16 protein-coding genes and 1 tRNA gene are annotated in these 19714 nt (G+C 71.9%); 6 read left to right on the plus strand and 11 right to left on the minus strand.

All coding sequences use genetic code 11. From position 1 onward, the window contains the following. Window positions 1-83 precede the first annotated feature (83 nt). The 7 genes from AQJ66_RS09675 to AQJ66_RS09705 form a co-directional block, all read right to left on the minus strand. Window positions 84-587, minus strand: a complete 504-nt coding sequence (locus AQJ66_RS09675) for a hypothetical protein (protein WP_107118902.1) — start codon at window positions 585-587, stop codon at window positions 84-86. A 52-nt stretch (window positions 588-639) separates the two neighbouring features. Continuing rightward, a complete protein-coding gene (gene pth, locus AQJ66_RS09680) occupies window positions 640-1242 on the minus strand; it encodes an aminoacyl-tRNA hydrolase (RefSeq protein ID WP_061919139.1) in 603 nt (200 codons plus the stop codon). 75 nt (window positions 1243-1317) lie between these two features. Further along, complete coding sequence (locus tag AQJ66_RS09685; protein WP_061919141.1) at window positions 1318-1914, minus strand: 50S ribosomal protein L25/general stress protein Ctc; 597 nt, start codon at window positions 1912-1914, stop codon at window positions 1318-1320. Window positions 1915-2122: 208 nt separating this feature from the next. Next, complete coding sequence (locus AQJ66_RS09690) at window positions 2123-3103, minus strand: ribose-phosphate diphosphokinase (protein WP_061919143.1); 981 nt, start codon at window positions 3101-3103, stop codon at window positions 2123-2125. A 95-nt stretch (window positions 3104-3198) separates the two neighbouring features. Beyond that, a complete protein-coding gene (gene glmU / locus AQJ66_RS09695; protein ID WP_079060154.1) occupies window positions 3199-4647 on the minus strand; it encodes a bifunctional UDP-N-acetylglucosamine diphosphorylase/glucosamine-1-phosphate N-acetyltransferase GlmU in 1449 nt (482 codons plus the stop codon). Window positions 4648-4763: 116 nt separating this feature from the next. Further along, window positions 4764-4834, minus strand: a tRNA-Gln gene (locus tag AQJ66_RS09700). An 11-nt stretch (window positions 4835-4845) separates the two neighbouring features. Continuing rightward, entirely contained in the window at window positions 4846-5718 is an 873-nt protein-coding gene (locus tag AQJ66_RS09705; RefSeq protein WP_061919147.1) for a hypothetical protein, read from the minus strand. 167 nt (window positions 5719-5885) lie between these two features. Between AQJ66_RS09705 and AQJ66_RS09710 the strand changes: the two genes are divergently transcribed. Next, window positions 5886-7190 carry a sensor histidine kinase gene (locus tag AQJ66_RS09710; RefSeq protein WP_061919149.1) on the plus strand — a complete coding sequence of 435 codons (1305 nt, stop codon included), beginning with the start codon at window positions 5886-5888 and terminating at the stop codon, window positions 7188-7190. 18 nt (window positions 7191-7208) lie between these two features. Here the strand turns inward: AQJ66_RS09710 and AQJ66_RS09715 are convergent, their stop codons facing one another. Together AQJ66_RS09715 and AQJ66_RS09720 are read right to left on the minus strand one after the other, a co-directional pair. Then, a complete protein-coding gene (locus AQJ66_RS09715) occupies window positions 7209-7736 on the minus strand; it encodes an SUKH-3 domain-containing protein (protein ID WP_061919151.1) in 528 nt (175 codons plus the stop codon). 74 nt (window positions 7737-7810) lie between these two features. Next, on the minus strand, window positions 7811-8323 hold the full coding sequence (locus AQJ66_RS09720; protein ID WP_061919153.1) for a YwqJ-related putative deaminase: 513 nt from the start codon (window positions 8321-8323) through the stop codon (window positions 7811-7813). 263 nt (window positions 8324-8586) lie between these two features. On the opposite strand from AQJ66_RS09720, the gene AQJ66_RS09725 reads away from it, so the two are divergent. The 3 genes from AQJ66_RS09725 to AQJ66_RS09735 all read left to right on the plus strand — a co-directional run bounded on the left by AQJ66_RS09725 (window position 8587) and on the right by AQJ66_RS09735 (window position 13552). Next, window positions 8587-9582: an SMI1/KNR4 family protein gene (locus tag AQJ66_RS09725; protein ID WP_061919156.1), complete on the plus strand. Its 996-nt coding sequence runs from the start codon at window positions 8587-8589 to the stop codon at window positions 9580-9582. A 10-nt stretch (window positions 9583-9592) separates the two neighbouring features. Next, window positions 9593-12451: an SUKH-4 family immunity protein gene (locus AQJ66_RS09730; RefSeq protein WP_061919158.1), complete on the plus strand. Its 2859-nt coding sequence runs from the start codon at window positions 9593-9595 to the stop codon at window positions 12449-12451. Between the two features lie 213 nt (window positions 12452-12664). Continuing rightward, complete coding sequence (locus AQJ66_RS09735) at window positions 12665-13552, plus strand: DivIVA domain-containing protein (protein ID WP_061919160.1); 888 nt, start codon at window positions 12665-12667, stop codon at window positions 13550-13552. A 76-nt stretch (window positions 13553-13628) separates the two neighbouring features. On the opposite strand, the gene AQJ66_RS09740 is transcribed toward AQJ66_RS09735, so the two are convergent. Together AQJ66_RS09740 and AQJ66_RS09745 are read right to left on the minus strand one after the other, a co-directional pair. Continuing rightward, complete coding sequence (locus tag AQJ66_RS09740; protein WP_061919162.1) at window positions 13629-15257, minus strand: sodium/solute symporter; 1629 nt, start codon at window positions 15255-15257, stop codon at window positions 13629-13631. Further along, entirely contained in the window at window positions 15254-15661 is a 408-nt protein-coding gene (locus AQJ66_RS09745) for a DUF485 domain-containing protein (RefSeq protein ID WP_061919164.1), read from the minus strand. Before AQJ66_RS09745 ends, AQJ66_RS09740 begins: the two co-directional genes overlap by 4 nt. Window positions 15662-16178: 517 nt before the next feature. On the opposite strand from AQJ66_RS09745, the gene AQJ66_RS09750 reads away from it, so the two are divergent. Together AQJ66_RS09750 and AQJ66_RS09755 are read left to right on the plus strand one after the other, a co-directional pair. Next, the gene (locus tag AQJ66_RS09750; RefSeq protein WP_061919166.1) at window positions 16179-16967 is read left to right on the plus strand and encodes an ABC transporter ATP-binding protein; all 789 of its coding nucleotides are present in this window, start codon (window positions 16179-16181) and stop codon (window positions 16965-16967) included. Further along, entirely contained in the window at window positions 16964-19543 is a 2580-nt protein-coding gene (locus tag AQJ66_RS09755; protein WP_061919168.1) for an ABC transporter permease, read from the plus strand. Before AQJ66_RS09750 ends, AQJ66_RS09755 begins: the two co-directional genes overlap by 4 nt. The last annotated feature ends 171 nt before the right edge of the window (window positions 19544-19714 follow it).

A 19714-nucleotide genomic window follows, 5' to 3' on the forward strand; every position in this document is an offset into this window, starting at 1 on the left:
TCAGCGTGGGGCTCCGCGCTGCCGCAGGTCAACCACCAAGCGGACACACGTCGTTTCCCCGCACGTTCACCTTGTGGAGCGCCTCACACCGCCACGAAAGCCGCCGTCAGCAGCGCCACACCGCAGCCCGCCAGCACCCACCCGGCCCGGGTCAGCCGCATCCCGCCGGCCACCACCACCGACGCCAGCAGCAGCGCACCGCCGAAGGGCACCCACGCGTACAGCACCCCGCCCGGCCCGGACCGCACCACCTCGTCGGTCCCCGGCTTCACCACCACGTCGTACGTCCGCCCCCGGCGCACCGCCACCGGCTGGGCGATCTTCACCACCGCCCGCGCCCGGGCACCCGGCGAACCCGGCGTGAACGCACCACTGCACACGTGCCCCGCGCACCGCGTCACCCGGACCGTCCCGCGCTCACGCCCCTTGGACAGCATCACCTGCTGCGCCGTCCCCCACGAACCCCACACGCCGCCCAGCAGGATCAACGCGGCGAGCACACCCGTCACCGCGACCCGGCCGAACCGCAGGGCGGTCACGGAGGCAGGACGGGAGGAGGCGGCTGAGGCAGGCATGGCCGGGATCATTGGCCATACCCGCACACCCGGTCAACCTCGGTGGCCGCCTTGCGCGGACAAGTCAGGAGTTGTACGCGCTCTGCGCCCGCTCCAGCCCCTCGGCCAGCAGACACTCCACCGAGTCCGCCGCCCGGTCCACGAAGTAGTCCAGCTCCTTGCGCTCCGCCGACGAGAAGTCCTTCAGCACGAAGTCCGCCACCTGCATCCGCCCCGGCGGCCGACCGATCCCGAACCGCACCCGGTGGTAGTCCGGACCCATCGCCTTCGTCATCGACTTCAGCCCGTTGTGCCCGTTGTCCCCGCCGCCCAGCTTCAGCCGCAGCGTCCCGTAGTCGATGTCCAGCTCGTCGTGCACCGCCACGACGTTCGCCAACGGCACCTTGTAGAAGTCCCGCAGCGCGTTCACCGGACCACCCGACAGGTTCATGTACGACGTCGGCTTCACCAGGATCACCCGCCGGTTCTCCGGACCCACCGGACCGATCCGGCCCTCCAGCACCTGCGCCTGCGCCTTGCCGGCCCGCTTGAACTTCCCCCCGATCCGCTCCGCGAGCAGATCCACCACCATGAACCCGACGTTGTGCCGGTTCATGGCGTACTCCGGCCCCGGATTGCCCAGCCCGACGACGAGCCAGGGGTCATTGGCGGCGGTGGTCACGTCCATGTCTCCTTGATACGCGGCAGCCGCCGCTCCCCGCGAGGGAAGCGGCGGCTGAACAACTGACGACGACGGGGAGGATCAGGCCTCCGCCGCCTCCTCGCCCTCGGTCTCCTCGCCCTCGGCGGCCTCCTCGGCCTGCGCGGCCAGGACCTGGAGGACGACCGCGTCCTCCTCGACGGCCAGGGTCGTGCCGGACGGCAGGGTGATGTCCTTGGCGTGGATGGAGGCACCGGCCTCCAGACCCTCGACGGAGACGGTGACGGCCTCGGGGATGTGCGTGGCCTCGGCCTCGACCGGCAGCGCGTTCAGCACGTGCTCGAGCAGGTAGCCGCCCGGGGCCAGCTCGCCCTCGGTGTGCACCGGGATCTCGACCGTGACCTTCTCGCCGCGCTTGACCAGCAGCAGGTCGACGTGCTCCAGGAAGCCCTTCAGCGGGTCGCGCTGCACGGCCTTCGGGATCGCCAGCTCGTTGGTCTTGCCGTCGATGTCCAGGGAGATCAGGACGTTCGGCGTACGCAGCGCCAGCAGCAGCTCGTGGCCCGGCAGCGTCAGGTGCAGCGGCTCGGTGCCGTGGCCGTAGAGGACACCCGGGACCCTGTTGTCACGACGGACACGGCGGGCGGCGCCCTTGCCGAACTCGGTACGCGTCTCGGCGCTGAGCTTGACCTCAGACATGTTGATCACTCCTCGGAACTGGGAACGGACGTGGTCACCCGGCCACGAACGGCCTGCTACGAAGAGCGCGTCGATAACGGACCACCGTGACCCCCGTGCAACACGGAGTACGGCCTCCCTCGCCGAGCAACTTCAGCAGTCTACTCGGCAAGGGAGGCCGCACCCAAAACGATCACCGGCTAACGCCGGGAAGAGCTGTGCAGAAACCTCACTGCTCGTCGAAGAGGCTGGTCACAGACCCGTCCTCGAACACCTCACGCACCGCGCTCGCGATCGTCGGAGCGATCGACAGCACCGTGATCTTGTCCAGATCCCGGCCCAGCTCCGCCGGCGTCGGCAGCGTGTTCGTGAACACGAACTCACTCACCCGCGAGTTCTTCAGCCGGTCCGCCGCAGGACCCGACAGCACACCGTGCGTGGCCGTGACGATCACGTCCTCCGCACCGTGCGCGAACAACGCGTCCGCAGCCGCACAGATCGTCCCACCGGTGTCGATCATGTCGTCCACCAGCACGCACACGCGGCCCTCGACCTCACCCACGACCTCGTGGACGGTCACCTGGTTCGCCACGTCCTTGTCACGCCGCTTGTGCACGATCGCCAGCGGCGCACCCAGCCGGTCGCACCACCGGTCCGCCACCCGCACCCGGCCCGCGTCCGGCGACACCACCGTCAGCTTCGACCGGTCCACCTTCCGCCCCACGTAGTCCGCCAGCAGCGGCAGCGCGAACAGATGGTCCACCGGACCGTCGAAGAAGCCCTGGATCTGATCCGTGTGCAGATCCACGGTCAGGATCCGGTCAGCCCCCGCCGTCTTCATCAGATCCGCGATCAGACGCGCCGAGATCGGTTCACGACCCCGGTGCTTCTTGTCCTGCCGCGCGTAACCGTAGAACGGCACGATCACGGTGATGGAACGAGCCGACGCACGCTTCAGCGCGTCGATCATGATCAGCTGCTCCATGATCCACTTGTTGATCGGAGCCGTGTGGCTCTGGATCAGGAAGCAGTCCGCCCCACGCGCCGACTCCTGGTAACGGACGTAGATCTCACCGTTGGCGAAGTCGAAGGCCTTCGTCGGGACGACCCCGACACCCAGCTGCTCGGCGACCTCCTCGGCAAGCTCGGGGTGGGCGCGGCCGGAGAAGAACATCATCTTCTTCTCGCCGGTCGTCTTGATCCCGGTCACAGCACTGTCTCCTCAGAGGTGTCTCAGCAGCGGGTATGCACTCGTGCGGATGTGCACTTATCACGGTACGCCGTGTTTGGCGGACCCGTTTCCGGTCAGTCCTCGCCCGTCCCCTGCCGGGACGCGGCCTCAGCCGCCTTCGCGGCCGCGCTCCCAGGACGCTTACGGGCCACCCAGCCCTCGATATTCCGCTGCTGGCCTCGGGCCACGGCCAGCGAACCGGGCGGCACGTCCTTCGTGATCACGGACCCGGCAGCGGTGTAAGCACCGTCCCCGACCGTGACAGGAGCCACAAACATGTTGTCCGAACCCGTCTTGCAGTGCGACCCGACGGTCGTGTGGTGCTTGCTCTCACCGTCGTAGTTCACGAACACACTCGCCGCACCGATGTTCGTGAAGTCACCGATCGTCGCATCCCCCACGTACGACAGGTGCGGAACCTTCGTCCCCTCACCGATCGACGAGTTCTTCGTCTCCACGTACGTACCGATCTTGGCCTTCGTCCCCAGCCGCGTACCGGGCCGCAGATACGCGTACGGCCCCACCGACGCCCGCTCACCGATCCGCGCACCGTCCGACACCGTGTTGTCCACCCGCGCCCCCGCACCCACCCGGGTGTCGTTCAGCCGGCTGTTCGGACCGACCTCCGCACCCTCGGCGACATGCGTCGACCCCGTCAGCTGCGTGTTCGGATGCACGATCGCGTCCTGCCCGAAGGTGACCGTCACGTCCACCCACGTCGACGCCGGATCCACCACCGTCACCCCGTCCAGCATCGCCCGCACCAGCAAGCGGTCGTTCAGGATCCGACGGGCCTCCGCCAGCTGGACCCGGTTGTTGATCCCGGCGATCTCCCGGTGATCCGCGGCCACCGACGCACCCACCCGGTGCCCCGCCTCCCGCAGGATCCCCAGCACGTCCGTCAGGTACTCCTCACCCTGACTGTTGTCCGTCCGCACCTTCTTCAGCGCATCGGCCAGCAGCGCCCCGTCGAACGCGAACACCCCGCTGTTGATCTCCCGGATCGCCCGCTGCGCGTCCGTCGCGTCCTTGTGCTCCACGATCGCCGTCACGGCACCGGTCGCCTCGTCGCGCACGATACGGCCGTACCCGGTGGCGTCCGGCACCTCGGCGGTCAGCACGGTGACCGCGTTGCCGTCGCTCTCGTGCGTGGCCGCGAGCCGCTTCAGGGTCTCGCCGGTCAGCAGGGGCGTGTCCCCGCACACCACCACGACGGTCCCGTCGACCGAACCGCCCAGCTCCTCCAGGCCCATCCGCACGGCGTGCCCCGTGCCGTTCTGCTGCTCCTGCACGGCGGTGCGGGCGGCGGGGTCGATCTCGCCCAGGTGCCCGGCGACCTGCTCCCGGGCGTGGCCCACGACGACGACCAGGTGCTCCGGCTCCAGCTCACGGGAGGCGGCGAGCACGTGCCCGACGAGGGAACGGCCGCAGATCTGGTGCAGGACCTTCGGTGTGGCCGACTTCATACGGGTGCCCTCACCCGCTGCGAGAACGACGACGGCTGCCGGGCGAATGGCGCTCACGGGGTTGCCCTTCGGCTCTGGATGGGTGGGGGTGACAGCCGCAGGATACCGGGGTGAATTTCGGGGGGTACGAGTGCGGGCCCTGACAGTGCAGTCAGGGCCCGCTGTTCTCAAGGCTCCCGGAGAAGGAATCGAACCCTCATTCAACGGACCAAAACCGTTTGTCCTACCGTTAGACGATCCGGGATCCTAAATCCGCTATGTCCGATTCTTTTTATCGGTCGCGGAAGCAGCACCTACTATGCCGTACCACCAGCCCTCGATGCGACGGTACAGCTCTGCACCCTGCAGAACAGTGACCACGAGACACCCCCGGTAGTTCTCACCCACGTTCTTGCGGACCGTCTTGGGGTTGTGCTTCTTGATGGTCGTCCGTTGGAACACGGAGACATCCACGCCGATGAGGTCGGCCCAATACTGCTGGGTGCCCTCGACATCGCCCGTCTCGTGGATCATGAGCCGGTACCGGAGCCGTTCGCGCTCGACGCCAAGCAGGTCCAGCCAGGCGAGGTAGATCCGGATCACTCCGGGGTCGCTGTTGACGAACTGCAACTTCTCGCGCCGGGCGTACGGCTTGTCCTTGGCTCCCTCGGCCCAGTAGAGGGCGACGCCCGTCACGAAGAGCTCGCGCCCGGTCATCGAGCCGATCTCGCTTGCGGCCGCCGCTTTCGTCCTCTGCCGCTCCTCGTCACGCACAGCCGGTTCATGCTCCCACCGCTTCCGGGCCGCGAGCTTTGCCTGCTCCGACGGGTCACGTCGCTCCGGCCGCGGCAGATCCCGCACCCACAACGAGATCGAGCTCTTCGAACACCCCAGCTCCACCTGGATCCGGTCGTACGTCCAGCCCTGGAGCCGTAGCTCCCGCGCCCTCTCCCTCAGGTCGTCCTTCGCGTTCGGGCGCTTGGTCCACTCGGGAGGCGGCTCGCCCTCCAGCAGTCGGTTGAGGATGTCGTTGTTGTCGACGTGCAGTCGGTCGCGGATCTGCCGCCGGCTGAGCCCCGCCCGCCGTAAGGCGGCCGCCCTCTCGCGCAGTACCTCGAAGTCGGCGTATTTGCTCGGTGCGTGTGTCATACCGCATACCGTCCGGACGGAATGCCCCATTCCGCAGTCGAACGGCCCACGTTCAGCAGTTCGATGGATATGGGGGAGTTTCGAGGTCGGGCCGTCACGGGATGTGCACACCGCCGGTAGGCGAAAGTCACCGGAAATGGCCGCGCCCCCGCCCGTAGGCTGGAGGCATGACCACGACGGGGGAAGAGCACGCCAGGGCCCTGACCGGCCCCTGGTGGTGGGCCAGGTGGCGCAGTGCGGTGCTCGACGGGAGTCTCGCGCTGGTGTCGGCGGTGGAGTGCGGTGCCGAGGGGATTCCGTTCGCGCGGGACGCGGGGATCCCGCTGCCGGTGGGGATCGTGTTCGGGCTGGTCGCCGGTTCCGTGCTGCTGGTGCGGCGGAAGTGGCCGATCGCCGTCGTGCTGGTCGCGATCGCGATCACGCCGGCCCAGATGGGTTTCCTGATGGGCATCGTCGGCCTGTACACGCTGGCCGCGTGCGAGGTGCCGCGGCGGATCGTCGTGGCGCTGGCGGGGATGAGTCTGCTGGGCACGATGATCGTGACGTTCGTGCGGGTGCGGCAGGACATGGCGCGGGGTGATCTGACCCTCGGCGACTGGTTCGTGCCGTTCGCCTCGATCACGACCTCGCTCGGGCTGACGGCGCCGCCGGTGCTGCTGGGGCTGTACGTGGGGGCGCGGCGCCGGCTGATGGAGAGCTTGCGGGAGCGGGCCGACTCGCTGGAGCGGGAGCTTCAGCTGCTCGCGGAGCGGGCGGAGGAGCGGGCGGAGTGGGCGCGCAACGAGGAGCGGACGCGGATCGCCCGGGAGATGCACGACGTGGTGGCGCACCGGGTGAGTCTGATGGTGGTGCACGCGGCGGCGTTGCAGGCGGTGGCGCGGAAGGATCCGGAGAAGGCGGTGCGGAACGCCGCGCTGGTGGGGGACATGGGGCGGCAGGCGCTGACCGAGTTGCGGGAGATGCTCGGGGTGCTGCGGGCGGGGGAGGACGCGGGCCGGCGTGCGGCGTCGGTGTCGCTGGCGGCGATGGGGGTGGCGGCGGCGGAGGCCGCGGCGCGGGTCGCGGAGGAGGTGGAGGGGCCGTGTCTGGAGGAGCTGGAGGAGCTGGTCGGGCAGTCGGCGGCGGCGGGCATGGTGGTGGATCTGTCGGTCGAGGGGGACGTGCGGTCGTACGCGCGTGAGGTGGAGCAGACGGCGTACCGGGTGGTGCAGGAGGCGTTGACGAACGTCCACAAGCATGCGGCGGGTGCGAAGACGTACGTGCGGCTGGCGCACCGGGGGGCGGAGATCGCGATGCAGGTGGAGAACGAGCCGCCCCCGGAGCCGGGGTCGGCGTCGGCGGCGCGGTTGCCGTCGGGTGGCAACGGCCTGGTGGGGATGCGGGAGCGGGTGCTGGCGCTGGGCGGGGTGTTCGTGTCGGGGCCGACGGACGCGGGGGGTTTCCGGGTGTCGGCGGTGATTCCGGCGGTGTGACGCGGGGGGCGTCGGGGGTCAGCCGGTGGTGAGGCGTACGGGGGCGGTGCCGGCGACGAGGGTGGACAGGGCGTGGTCGATGTCGGGGCCGACGTACCAGTCGCCGGTGTGGTCGAGGGTGTAGACGCGGCCTTCGGCGTCGATGGCGAGGAGGGCGCCGGTGTCGGTCTCCTCGCCGAGGGGGCTGACCTCGGTGGCGAGGGCGCGGCCGAGGTCGCCGAGGGTGCGGGCGCTGTGGAGGCCGTGCAGGGGGTCGAGGTGCAGGACGGCGGGGGCTACTTGGCGGCCGGGGCCGGTGGGGGTGATGCGCAGGCCGCCGAATTCGGCCCAGGCTTCGACGGCGGCGGGGAAGACGCTGTGCCGGTGTCCGGCGGGTGAGGTGTGGTCGCGCAGGGTGTCGGCCCAGATCTCCGCTTGTTTTATGTCCCAGCGTCCGGGTTGCCAGCCGGCGGCGCGCAGGGCGGCGTCGACGGGTACGGGGAAGCGGGTTGAGGGTCCCCCCGGTCGAGCGGAGCCGAGACTGGGGGAGGTGCGGTCGGGGTGCATCGGCCCTTCGATCGTGGTGCGGGGTGGTGGGTTCTGTACGGCCGGGTGCCGGCTCGCGCGGGGTGGTTCGTGGGTCAGGTGCCGGCGGGGTCGACGATGCGGACGCCGAAGTGGGCGCTGAGCGCGGTGCAGGCGCGGCAGGGGGTGGCGAAGCTGCCGTGGAGGGGGTCGCCGTCCTCGCGTATGCGGCGGGCGGTGAGTTTGGCCTGCTTGAGGGCTCTGCGTGCTTCGCCGTTGGTCATGGGTTTGCGGGCGGCGCGTTTGCTGCGGGCGGCGTCGGCGGCGGTGAGGTGGCGTGAGATGAGGATCGTCTCGGCGCAGCGGCCGGTGAAGCGGTCGCGTTGGGCGCTGGTGAGGGTGTCGAGGAAGTCCTGGACGAGGGGGTGCAGGGGCGGGGGCTGGTCGCCGCGGGCGGCGGTGCCGGTGAGGGTGGCGCCGCGGACGGAGAGGGCGGCGGCGACGGTGGGCAGGATGCCGTCGCGGCGGTGCTGGAGGGTGGGGGCGGGGGGTGCGCCGGGGCCGCTCCACCCGATGCGGGGGTCGCCGGACCGCACGTCGGAACCTCCGGTCCGCAGTGTGTCGTTCATGCTCGTCTTCCCCTCCTGTTGCATCCCCCGGAGGGACACAGAGTGCCAAATGCCGTGGCCGGTCGGGAAGCTGGGGCGCCGCGACACGCCAGGGGCGGGTTGGGTGGTGACGGTGGGGTGACGGCTGGTCACGGAGGCGGGGGCGGGTCGGGGCGGCTGGGACGGCGGGCCGGTGACCGGGGTGCGTGTACCGCATAGGCTGTCGGCATCCGCGATCGACAGCGCCGTACAGGCCAGAGATGACGCCGCAGGGGGCAACCGCCATGACGACAGGTCGGCTCGGGCAGCAAGCCGCGCCGCCGAACGCGGCCTATGCCGGGCAGGTCGTGCATTTCCCGGATCCGGTCCGGGCGGCACGTCACCCGAGAGGGGTACGGGTCGACGAGGGTGGTTACCCGGATTTCTCACCCTATGCGCGTGCGGCGGCGGAGATCGCCGAGCCGCCGGAGGGTTTCGGGGTCGACGAGTTGCGGCTGACGGACTACGTGTCGGCGAACGCGGCTTTGGCGGCGTCGGGGCACGAGTTGTGGGACACGGTGCCGGATGTGGCGACGCCGCACGGGTGGACGTGGCATCACGTGGTGGGGTCGCGGCGGCTGGAGCTGGTTCCGGTCGAGGTGAAGGCGTTGCTGCGGCACCACGGTGGGGTGGCGACGGCCCGGGTGGACCAGGGCAAGCGGGGGACGCGGCCGTTGCAGGAGACACGTCCGGCGCACTTCGGGCTGCCGAAGTCGGGTGTGGCGGTGTCGGAGGCGCAGGTGCAGGGGGTCGAGGAGGACCTGGGGTACCGGTTGCCGGGTGCGTACCGCTCGTTCCTGAAGGCGGCGGGCGGGTGTGCGCCGGTGGGTACGGCGCTGGACGCCGAGTTGGGGTTGCTGCTGGACCAGCCGTTCTTCACGGTGCGGGACGAGGCGGCGGTCAACGACCTGGTGTACGTGAACAAGTGTCTGCGCGACCATCTGACGAAGGACTACCTGGGCGTCGGTTTCGTGCAGGGGGGTCTGCTCGCGGTGAAGGTGCGCGGTGAGCGGGCCGGTTCGGTGTGGTTCTGCGCGTACGACGATGTGCGGGACGTGGATCCCGGCTGGTCCCCGGCGGAGCGGGTGGAGCGGTTGCTGCTGCCGTGCGGTGAGGACTTCGACGTGTTCCTGTCGCGTCTGGCGGGCAGTCCGCCGGAGTTGGAGACGGTGGCGAATCTGATGGTGGACGGTGGTTTCGCGCGCCCCGTCCCGGTGTCTTCCGGTGCGGTGGGGGAGTGAGCTGCGGGCGATGGTGACCTTCGCGCAGGCGCAGGAGCGCGCCGAGGAGTGGATCAACGGGGACGTCCCGGCGTACCAGCACCGTGAGGTGCGGGTGCGGGAGTTCGAGCTGGGTTTCGTGGTGTGGGGTGAGGACCGTGCCGAGGGTCCGCGTTCGGACGCGGGTGGGCAGCGGCTGGTCATCGCCCGGGACAGCGGTGAGGCGACGCTGTGGCCGGCGCTGCCGGTGGGTGAGGTGATCCGCCGGTACGAGGAGGAGTACGGGCGCGGTGACGAGGTCGAGGACGCGGTGCCGGTGCCGGCCGCGGCGCGGGTGGATCTGAACCAGACGTCGTTCCTGCTGAGTCCGCCGGAGTGGTTGCAGGAGGCGGCGGACAAGCTGGGTATTCCGGATCGGCGGCCGGGGGCCGCGGACGCGGGTGCTGGTGCGGGTGTCGCCGCTGCCGGTGGGTTTGCGGGGGCGCCGGCCGATGGCGCCGGCGGGCCGGGGAGTGGTGCGTCGTGGCCGGCTGCCGGGGCTGCCGATGCGGGTGCCGGGCCGGGTGCGGGTGTCGCTGCGCAGGCGGGGGTGCCGGCGGCCGGTGGCGCCGGGAGCGGTGCGTCGTGGCCGGCTGCCGGGGCTGCCGATGCGGGTGCCGGGTCGGGTGCGGGTGTCGCCGTTTCCGGTGGGCTCGCGCGGACGCAGGCCGGGGTGCCGGTGGGGGCGGACGCCGGGGCCGGCGAGGAGCCGCGGGACCGGGTGCCGGGTGCGCCGGAGGTGCCCGCCGGGGCCACGCCGTGGGCCGGTACGGACACCAACGCCGATGCCGGTGAGGATCGTTCGGTGCCGTTGCCCGAGACGGTGTTCGCGCCGCCGTTGAGCGATCGGGACGGTGTCCCGCCGCGGCCGCCGGCGGCGGCGGACGCGAAGACGGCGCTGATGTCGGGTGGCAGTCAGCTGCCGCCCACGGCGGTCGCTCCGGCGCTGGACACCCCGCAGGGCGGTACGGCTCCTCCTCCGCCGCCGTCGGGTGCGCCGTCGTACGGCTATCCGGCGCCGCCTCCGGCCGTTCCGGGCACGCCCCCGCCGGGCGTGCCCTCGTACGGCTACCCGCAGGCCCCGGGTGCGCCCGTGGCCCCGCACGCGCCGCAGCCTCCGGCCGGGCCGGCCGCTTCGGGGCGGTCGCCGGCGCCGAACGCCGCGGACATCGCGGACGCCGCGACGAGCAAGGCCGCGCCGCCGCCGCGCAAGGGGCGCGGTGGGCTGGGTGCGCCGCCTCCGCCTCCGCCGCCGGGTGCTCCGGGGGTGCCGGGCGCCCGTCCGGCGGGCCCGCCCGCGCCGGGGACGCCTCCGGGCGGGTACGTGCCGACGCAGCTGGTGTCGTCGCTCGGCCCCGAGGGGCCGGAGGGGACCGGCGGTCCGGGCGCACCGGGTGCGCCCCGGCCGCCCGCCGCGCCGGGCGTGCCCGGTGGCACGCCGCCGGGCAACGCGTTCCACCACGCGGCCACCATGTTCGCCGATCCGGGTCAGCAGGCGCCGCAGCCTCCCGGGGCTCCCGGCGCTCCGTTCGCGCAGGGTGCCCCGGGCATGCCGCCCGTGCCCGGCGCGCCGCAGCCGCCCGCGGGCCCGGGTGCCCCGCAGCCGCCGGGGGTCCCGGGTGTGCCGGGCGGTGGCTCCGGTGGCGTGCACCACGCGGAGACCGTGCTGGCCGCGCCGCCCGTGGCCGGCCCGGGTGCGCCTCCGCCGCCAGCGCCCGGCATGCCGCCCGGCGCTCCGGGTGTCCCGGGTGCTCCGCAGCCCGTGCCGCCCGGTGCGGTGCCTGCGCCGGGTGCGATGCCGCCGCCCGGTGTGATGCCGCCGCCGGGTGCGCCGGTGCCGGGGCAGCCTCCTGCGTACGGGTATCCGCAGCAGGGGCAGCCGACGGTGGGTCCGGGGTACCAGGCCGTGCTGCGCTACCGCGCGCAGGACGGTTCGGAGCAGCAGCTGATCCGGCGTTCGGCGCCGGGCACGCCGCACCCGGAGTGGCAGATCTTCCACGAGCTGCGGGCGATGAACGTGCCGCCGGACCAGGTGCTGGAGCTGCACACGGAGCTGGAGTCGTGCGAGCTGCCGGGGGCGTACTGCGCGCGGATGATCCGGGAGCAGTGGCCGCAGGCGCGGATCACGTCCATCGCGCCGTACGGCACGGATCACGCGAGCCGGCAGCAGGGCATGCGCCAGTTGCTGGCGCACCAGGGCGAGTTGCACCAGGTGGCGGACGGTCCCGCGCGGCCGGCGCCGGTGCGGGCGCCGTTGCCGCCGGTGCAGGCGGCGCCGCCGGTTCCGCCGGAGGCGATCGGGCAGGAGCTGGCGTCGGTGTTCGGGCCGGGGGTGTTCCGGTTCGAGCAGCAGGCGGTGTCGCGGCAGGGTGTCCCGCCGATCGTGGCGCACACGCTGGTGGTGGCCGGGCTGCCGGTGGATCTGGGCCCGTTCTTCTGGGCGCAGGCCCAGCCGGGTCGTCCGGTGCCGACGCTGGCGGAGCTGGCGGCCGAGCGCGGGGTGCAGCCGGCCCCGGACGCGGGGTCGTACCTCGTGATGGGGACGGACTTCGGCAAGGCGGTCTGTGTGCAGTACGGGACGGCGAACATCGTCGCGGTGCCCGTGGAGGCGGGCCCGGGCGGTGGGCCGGTGCCGCCGCAGTTCGTGAACACCGGCCTGCCGGAGTTCGCGCGGTGCCTGGCGCTGCTGGGCCGGATGTGGCGGCTCAGGCACGGGCTGAACCAGGAGCAGGCGGGCCGCTGGACGGTGGACTTCCAGGCCCAGTTGGCCTCGCTCGACCCGGCGGCGCTCGGTTCGCCGGAGAGCTGGTGGTCGGTGCTGCTGGAGCAGATGTGGGACGGGCTGCTGTGACGTCCGCCTGAGGAGCCGCACCCCTCGTGGGTCGCCGTGGGTCCCTTCGTGCCCTTCACGCGCGTGCGTGGAGGGCACGTTGCGTTCGCGTTCCGTGAGATTTCGACCGTGACATGCCCGCGGAGTGTCGCGTTATGTCCATTTATGCCCCATCCATCAAGATGTGCGCGAACTCATCGTGTCGTGCAGGTCCGCCGGAGAGGGGTTCCCAGGGTGAGCAGCGCAGCGACGAGGCCGCACGGCCTCGTGCGGGTCCGGGGGCGTGGTTACCGCCCCGCACAGGTCGACGCCTTCCTCGAGGTGCTGTCGCAGGAGCGCGACGCCGCCTGGGAGCGTGCCGCGCGGCTGACCGTGCTGGCCAAGGAGATGGAGGCGGAGCTCGCGCGGCTCGGCGGGGAGGTGGCGGCGCTCGCGCCGCAGACGTACGAGAGCCTCGGGGACCAGGCGCGGCGCCTGTACCAGCTGGTGCTGAGGGAGGCGGCGGAGGTCCGGGAACGGGCGCGGCGCGAGACGCAGGAGCAGGTGGCGCGGGCCGAGGCGCGCGCCCTGGTGGTGTGCCGGGAGGCGCGGGAGGCGGCGGACGCGCTCCGCGTGGACGCCGAGGAGCACGCCCGCCGGCGCGTGCTCGCGGCGCACGCCGAGGCCGAGGACATCCGCGTCGGCACCCGGCGCGAGGTGAAGGCCGGACGCGGTGAGGCGCTCGCCCAGTTGCGCGAGGTACGGCGGCGCACCACCCGCCTGCTCCCCGAGCAGGCCGCGGAGCAGGCCGAGCGCTGGGCCGCGCAGGAGCGCGAGGAGACCGAACGGCTGGCCGCGTTCGAGGCCTGGTACGCCGGGGCGGTCACGCGCGCGGAGAGCGCCCTGGCGCAGGCGGAGCGGACGCTCGCCGAGACCGAGGAGTCGGCGCGCCGCTGCCAGGAGGAGGCACGCGCGTGTGCCGCCGAGCTGCTCGTCGCGGCGCGCCTGCACGAGGAGCGCGTCACCCTGGAGACCGAACAGGTCCTGCGGGAGCACGGCGAGACCTGGGACGACGTCCAGGCGCACATGGACTCGGTGCGCGACAGTCTCATCTCCCTGAAGGGCCGCGCCGCCTTGGACTAGGGCGGGCGGACGGCGCACAGCCCCCTCGGACGGCGGACACCCCTTCGGACGGTGAACACTCCGCGGGCGGGCGCCCTCATCTCCCCCGGCGCACCGCCCCCGCCAGGATCCAGCCCTCCACCGCCTCGTACTGCCGCCGCTGCTCCTCGGCCGTGCGGCGGCCGGAGGCGATCGTGCCGAGCCAGCCGAGGAGGAATCCGGCCGGGATGGAGACGATGCCGGTGGTGGTGAACGGGAACCAGTTGAATTCGGCGTCCGGGAACGCCGAGACGGGGGAGCCGGAGACGAGGTTGGTGCCCGGCATGAGCAGCAGCACGGTCAGCGAGCCGCCGATCAGCGTGGCCATGAGCCCGAGGCGGGTGTAGCGGCGCCAGAAGAGGCTGTACACCAGGGCCGGGGCGATCGCGGAGGCGCCCAGGCAGAAGGAGAGGGTGACCAGCGGCTGCAGGCTGTGGTGCTGCACCAGGGTGGCCAGCAGGATCGTCGGGACGCCGATGGCGAGGGCCGACAGCCGGGCCAGGGTCATCTCCCGGCGGGCCGGCATCTGCCGTCCGCGGGCGGCGAAGACGTCGTGGGCGAGGGAGTTGGCGCAGGCGAGGATCATTCCGGCCACGGAGGCGAGCAGGGTCAGGAAGATGGCGGTGGTGACCAGGGTGAACAGGAAGGTCTCCGCCGTGGACACGCCGGCGCCGAACGCCGCCCGGGAGCCCAGCAGGTAGGCGGTGTTGCCCTGCGGGTCGGCCGTCGTGATCGCCGTGCGGCCCACCAGGGCGGTGGCGCCGAGCGCGACCACCGTGACGACGAGGACGAACAGCGCCACCAGCGACACCGCCCAGGACAGCGAGCGGCGCACCTGGCGGGCGCTGGAGGCGGTGTACATCCGCATGGTGATGTGGGGCAGGCAGGCGCCGCCGAGGACGACGGTCAGTTCCGAGGCGATCATGTCGAGGCGGGACCGGCCCGCGGTGCCGAACTCCAGCCCGGAGTGCAGGAAGGCGGGTCCCGCCCCGCTCTGCCGGGCGGCGGCGGCGAACAGGGCGCCCGGGTCCCAGTCGAAGCGGTGCAGGACCAGCAGGGCGACCACGGCGCCCGAGCCGACCAGCATCACGATCTTCAGGATCTGGATGAGGGCGGTGCCCTTCATGCCGCCGATGGCCGCGTAGGCGATCATCAGGGCGCCCAGTCCGACGACGCAGCCGGTCTGCAGGGACTCGCCCGAGAAGCCGAGGATGAACGCCATCAGCTGCCCCGTGCCGGCGAGCTGGACCAGCATCAGCGGCAGCAGCGAGGCGATGGTCACCGCGCACGCCGTGATCCGCACCCAGCGGCCCGGCATCCGGCGGGTCAGCGCGTCGCCCATGGTGAACCGGCCCGCGTTGCGCAGCGGTTCGGCCAGCAGGAACATCAGCAGCAGCAGCGACAGCGCCGTGCTGAGGGCGAGGACGACACCGTCGTAGCCGCACAGGGCGATCACCCCGCCGGTGCCGAGGACGGTGGCGGCGGAGATGTAGTCGCCGGCGATGGCCAGGCCGTTGCGCAGCGGGGACAGGGAGCCGTAGCCGGTGTAGAACTCGTCGAGGTCGTCGCGGTCCGGGCCGGTCATCACGCACAGCAGCAGGGTGAGGGTGGCGACGGCGGAGAAGGCGACCAGGGACATCTCCTGGGCGGAGCCGCTGAAACCGGTAGGTCCGGCGGGGACGGTCATCGGGCGGCCCCCCGTCGCGCGTCCAGTGCGGCCTCCTTGCGGATGCGCTCGGCGAGCGGGTCGACCCGGCGGCGCGCGGTGTGCTCGTACAGGGCGATCGCCAGCCAGGTCACGGGGAGTTGGAGCAGGGCGAGCAGCAGGCCGGCGGGGATGCCGTCGGTGACGGTGTGCGTCATGACGCCGGGCGCGCACGCGGACAGGACGAGGAAGAGCGTGAAGTAGCCGAGCGCCGTGAGGGTCGCGGTGCGGCGCTGGCGGCGGTAGGCGCCGCGCAGCACCCGCAGGTCGCTGTGGTGTCCGAGGGACGCGCGGGGCGGTGTGCGGCGCGGGTGGGGCGGTTCGGGGGGTGGCGGCTGCCAGGGGTAGGTGAGGTGGGAGGGCTGGTGCGGCGGGTCGAAGGACATCCCGGGCTCCTTGCGCGGCTTCGGTCCGTGGCGGCGGACCGCAGGGAGGGGGGTGACGGGCGAGTCACGCACGCTACTCGCGGGGTCGGCGCCGCGCGGGGTTTTCACCAAACTAGCCAGTCGGTATGCGCTTACTGCACGGATCTCCCGTCCGGCCCGGGTTGACCCTGACGCGGCGGAAGGGTGGAGCCTGGCCGGGCCCGGGGGTGGAGCGGACCCCGAGGAGGTCTCCACCCGGCGGTGGAGGTCCCCTAGGGGTTCCTCCGTACCAGGGGTCGGGGAGGGTTCGTCCCCCCGGAGGACGAGACGGACCGGGTGCCGTCCTTAACCTGGCTTTACGCCGCTGGGGGGCGGCCGACCGAACCGGCGGGGGTGGGGTTTACCCCCGCACAAGAGGGGGCTTCGCACCAGCGCGCGGCACGCCGGTCGCACGCGAGACTCGACGGCGTAGCCGGCACGACGCTCCGCGACTGAGGAGCGCATCCACCGACGTGTAGACCGACATAGGAGACATACCGTGACTTCGGCTGTGACCATTCCCAGGCACGGGGGCACTGGAGGGCCTACGGCCGTTGCCGCGCGGGCCCGGCAGGTAGTCAAGGCGTACGGGTCCGGTGAGACCCGTGTCGTCGCCCTCGACCACGTCGACGTGGACATCGCCCGCGGGCGTTTCACCGCGATCATGGGCCCCTCCGGGTCCGGCAAGTCCACGCTGATGCACTGCCTCGCCGGCCTCGACACCGTCACCAGCGGGCAGATCTACCTGGACGAGACCGAGATCACCGGCCTGAAGGACAAGAAGCTCACCCAACTGCGCCGCGACCGCATCGGGTTCATCTTCCAGGCCTTCAACCTGCTGCCGACGCTGAACGCGATCGAGAACATCACGCTGCCCATGGACATCGCCGGCCGCAAGCCGGACAAGGCCTGGCTGGACCGCGTGGTGGAGACCGTCGGGCTCGCCGGGCGGCTCAAGCACCGGCCCACCCAGCTCTCCGGCGGCCAGCAGCAGCGCGTCGCCGTGGCCCGGGCGCTCGCCGCCCGCCCGGAGATCATCTTCGGGGACGAGCCGACCGGAAACCTCGACTCGCGAGCGGGAGCGGAGATCCTGGGCTTCCTGCGCCGCTCGGTGGACGAACTCGGCCAGACCATCGTGATGGTCACCCACGACCCGGTGGCCGCGTCGTACGCGGACCGGGTGCTCTACCTCGCCGACGGCCGGATCGTCGACGAGATGCACCAGCCGACGGCCGAGCAGGTCCTGGACCGGATGAAGGACTTCGACGCCCGGGGGCGCACGTCATGACCGTCCTGAAGACCTCGCTGCGCAACTTCTTCGCGCACAAGGGCCGCATGGCCCTCTCGGCGGTCGCCGTGCTGCTGTCGGTGGCCTTCGTCTGCGGGACGCTCGTCTTCACGGACACGATGAACACGACGTTCGACAAGCTGTTCCAGGCCACCTCCTCCGACGTCAAGGTCACCGCCAAGGGCTCCTCCGACACCGGCCAGACGACCTCCCGCACGGGCCGGCCGCCCGTGCTGCCGGCCTCCGTGGTGGGCGAGATCCGCAAGGTCCAGGGGGTGAAGGCGGCCGAAGGCACGGTGTTCTCCACCTCGGTCACCGTCGTCGACCGCGACCTGGACAAGCTCTCGCCCAACAGCGGCGCCCCGACCATCGTCGGCAGCTGGAACGGCAACGACGCCCGCACCATGAAGATCACCTCCGGTGCGGCGCCGCACGGCTCCGGCCAGATCATGGTCGACGCCGACACCGCCGAGAAGCACCACCTGAAGCTCGGTGACGACATCGGCGTCATCACCGCCCTCGGCACGCACCACGCGCGCGTGTCCGGCATCGCCACCTTCACCGTCACCAACCCCGGCGCGGCGATCTTCTACCTGGACACCAGGACCGCCCAGCAGACCCTGGTCGGCCGGACCGGCGTCTACACCGACGTCAACGTCACCGCCGCCAAGGGCGTGACCGACGCGCGGCTGAAGAAGAACGTGATCGCCGAACTCGGCCGCGGCTACCGGGTGCAGACCGCCAAGGAGGTCGCCGACGCCAACCAGAAGAGCGTCGAGAGCTTCCTGAACGTCATGAAGTACGCGATGCTCGGCTTCGCCGGGATCGCCTTCCTGGTAGGCATCTTCCTCATCATCAACACCTTCTCGATGCTGGTCGCGCAGCGCACCCGCGAGATCGGCCTGATGCGCGCCATCGGCTCCTCCCGCCGCCAGGTCAACCGCTCCGTGCTCATCGAGGCGCTGCTGCTGGGCGTCATCGGCTCCGTGCTCGGCGTCGGCGCGGGCGTCGGGATCGCGGTCGGGCTGATGAAGCTCATGGGCCAGATCGGCATGCACCTGTCCACCGACGACCTGACCGTCGCCTGGACGACTCCGGTCCTCGGCCTGCTCCTGGGCGTCGTGGTCACCGTCCTGGCGGCCTACCTGCCCGCCCGGCGCGCCGGCAAGGTCTCCCCGATGGCCGCCCTGCGCGACGCGCACGCCCCGGCCGACGCTCGCGCGGGAGTCGTGCGGGCCGTCGTCGGCCTCGTCCTCACCGGCGCCGGCGGCGCGAGCCTGTTCGCCGCCGCCACCGCCGACAAGGCCAAGGCCGGCTCCTCCCTGCTCGGACTCGGCGTGGTGCTGACCCTGATCGGCTTCGTCGTCATCGGCCCGCTGCTGGCCGGCGGCCTGGTCCGCGTCCTCGGCGCGGTCCTGCTGCGGGTCTTCGGCCCCGTGGGCCGCATGGCCGAGCGCAACGCGCTGCGCAACCCGCGCCGCACCGGAGCCACCGGCGCCGCCCTGATGATCGGCCTCGCCCTGGTGGCCTGCCTGTCCGTGGTCGGCTCCTCCATGGTGGCCTCCGCCACCGACCAGCTCGACAAGACCGTCGGCACGGACTTCATCGTCATGAGCGACCGCGGCGAGGTCATCACCCCGCAGGCGGTGCGGGCCGTCAAGGACACCCCGGGCCTGGCGCGGGTCACCGAGTACCGGCCCACCGTCGCCGACTTCACCACCCCCGACGGCAAGACGCTCAAGGACACCGACATCACGGCGGCCGACCCGAGCTACGCCACCGACCTGCGCAAGAAGACCGTCGCCGGCGACCTGTTGGACGCCTACCTGCCCGACTCGATGTCCGTGCACGAGAAGTTCGCCAAGGCCCACGGCATCCACCTCGGCTCGAAGATCACCGTGGCGTTCCGGGACGGCGCCACCGCCCACCTGACGGTCCGCGCGATCACCAGCAGCGACGAGGTGATCGACCAGGGCGCCAAGTACACCTCCATCGCCACGCTCGCCAAGTACGTGCCGGCCGGCAAGATGCCCCTCGACCAGATCGTCTTCGCCAGCGCCAGGGACGGGCAGCAGGACACCGCGTACAAGGCGCTCAAGTCGGCCCTGCACAAGTACCCGCAGTACACCGTGCGCGACCAGACCGACTACAAGCAGGCGCTGAAGGACCAGATCGGCCAGCTGCTGAACATGATCTACGGCCTGCTGGCCCTGGCGATCATCGTCGCGGTCCTGGGCGTGGTGAACACCCTGGCCCTGTCGGTGGTCGAGCGGACCCGGGAGATCGGCCTCATGCGGGCCATCGGCCTCTCCCGCCGCCAGCTGCGCCGCATGATCCGCCTGGAGTCCGTGGTGATCGCCGTCTTCGGCGCCCTGCTGGGCCTCGGCCTCGGCATGGGCTGGGGCGCGACCGCCCAGCGGCTCCTCGCCCTCAGCGGCTTCGACGTCCTGGACATCCCCTGGCCGACGATCATCGGTGTCTTCGTCGCCTCGGCCTTCGTGGGCCTGTTCGCCGCCCTGATCCCGGCGTTCCGGGCGGGCCGGATGAACGTGCTGAACGCGATCGCGACGGAGTAGCCCCGGGGAACCGTCCGGGACCGTTCAGGACGGGGGACACGGGGGACACGGGGGACGGACCCGGCACCGAGAAGCCACGGGGGGCTTCTCGGCGCCGGGTTCCGTCGTGCGGGGACCGCCGTGACGTCGTACTCCGTTCACTCCCGCGGGTGATCCGCCCCCGGGCGACGT

The sequence above is a fragment of the Streptomyces bungoensis genome (assembly GCF_001514215.1).
Lineage (GTDB): Bacteria > Actinomycetota > Actinomycetes > Streptomycetales > Streptomycetaceae > Streptomyces > Streptomyces bungoensis.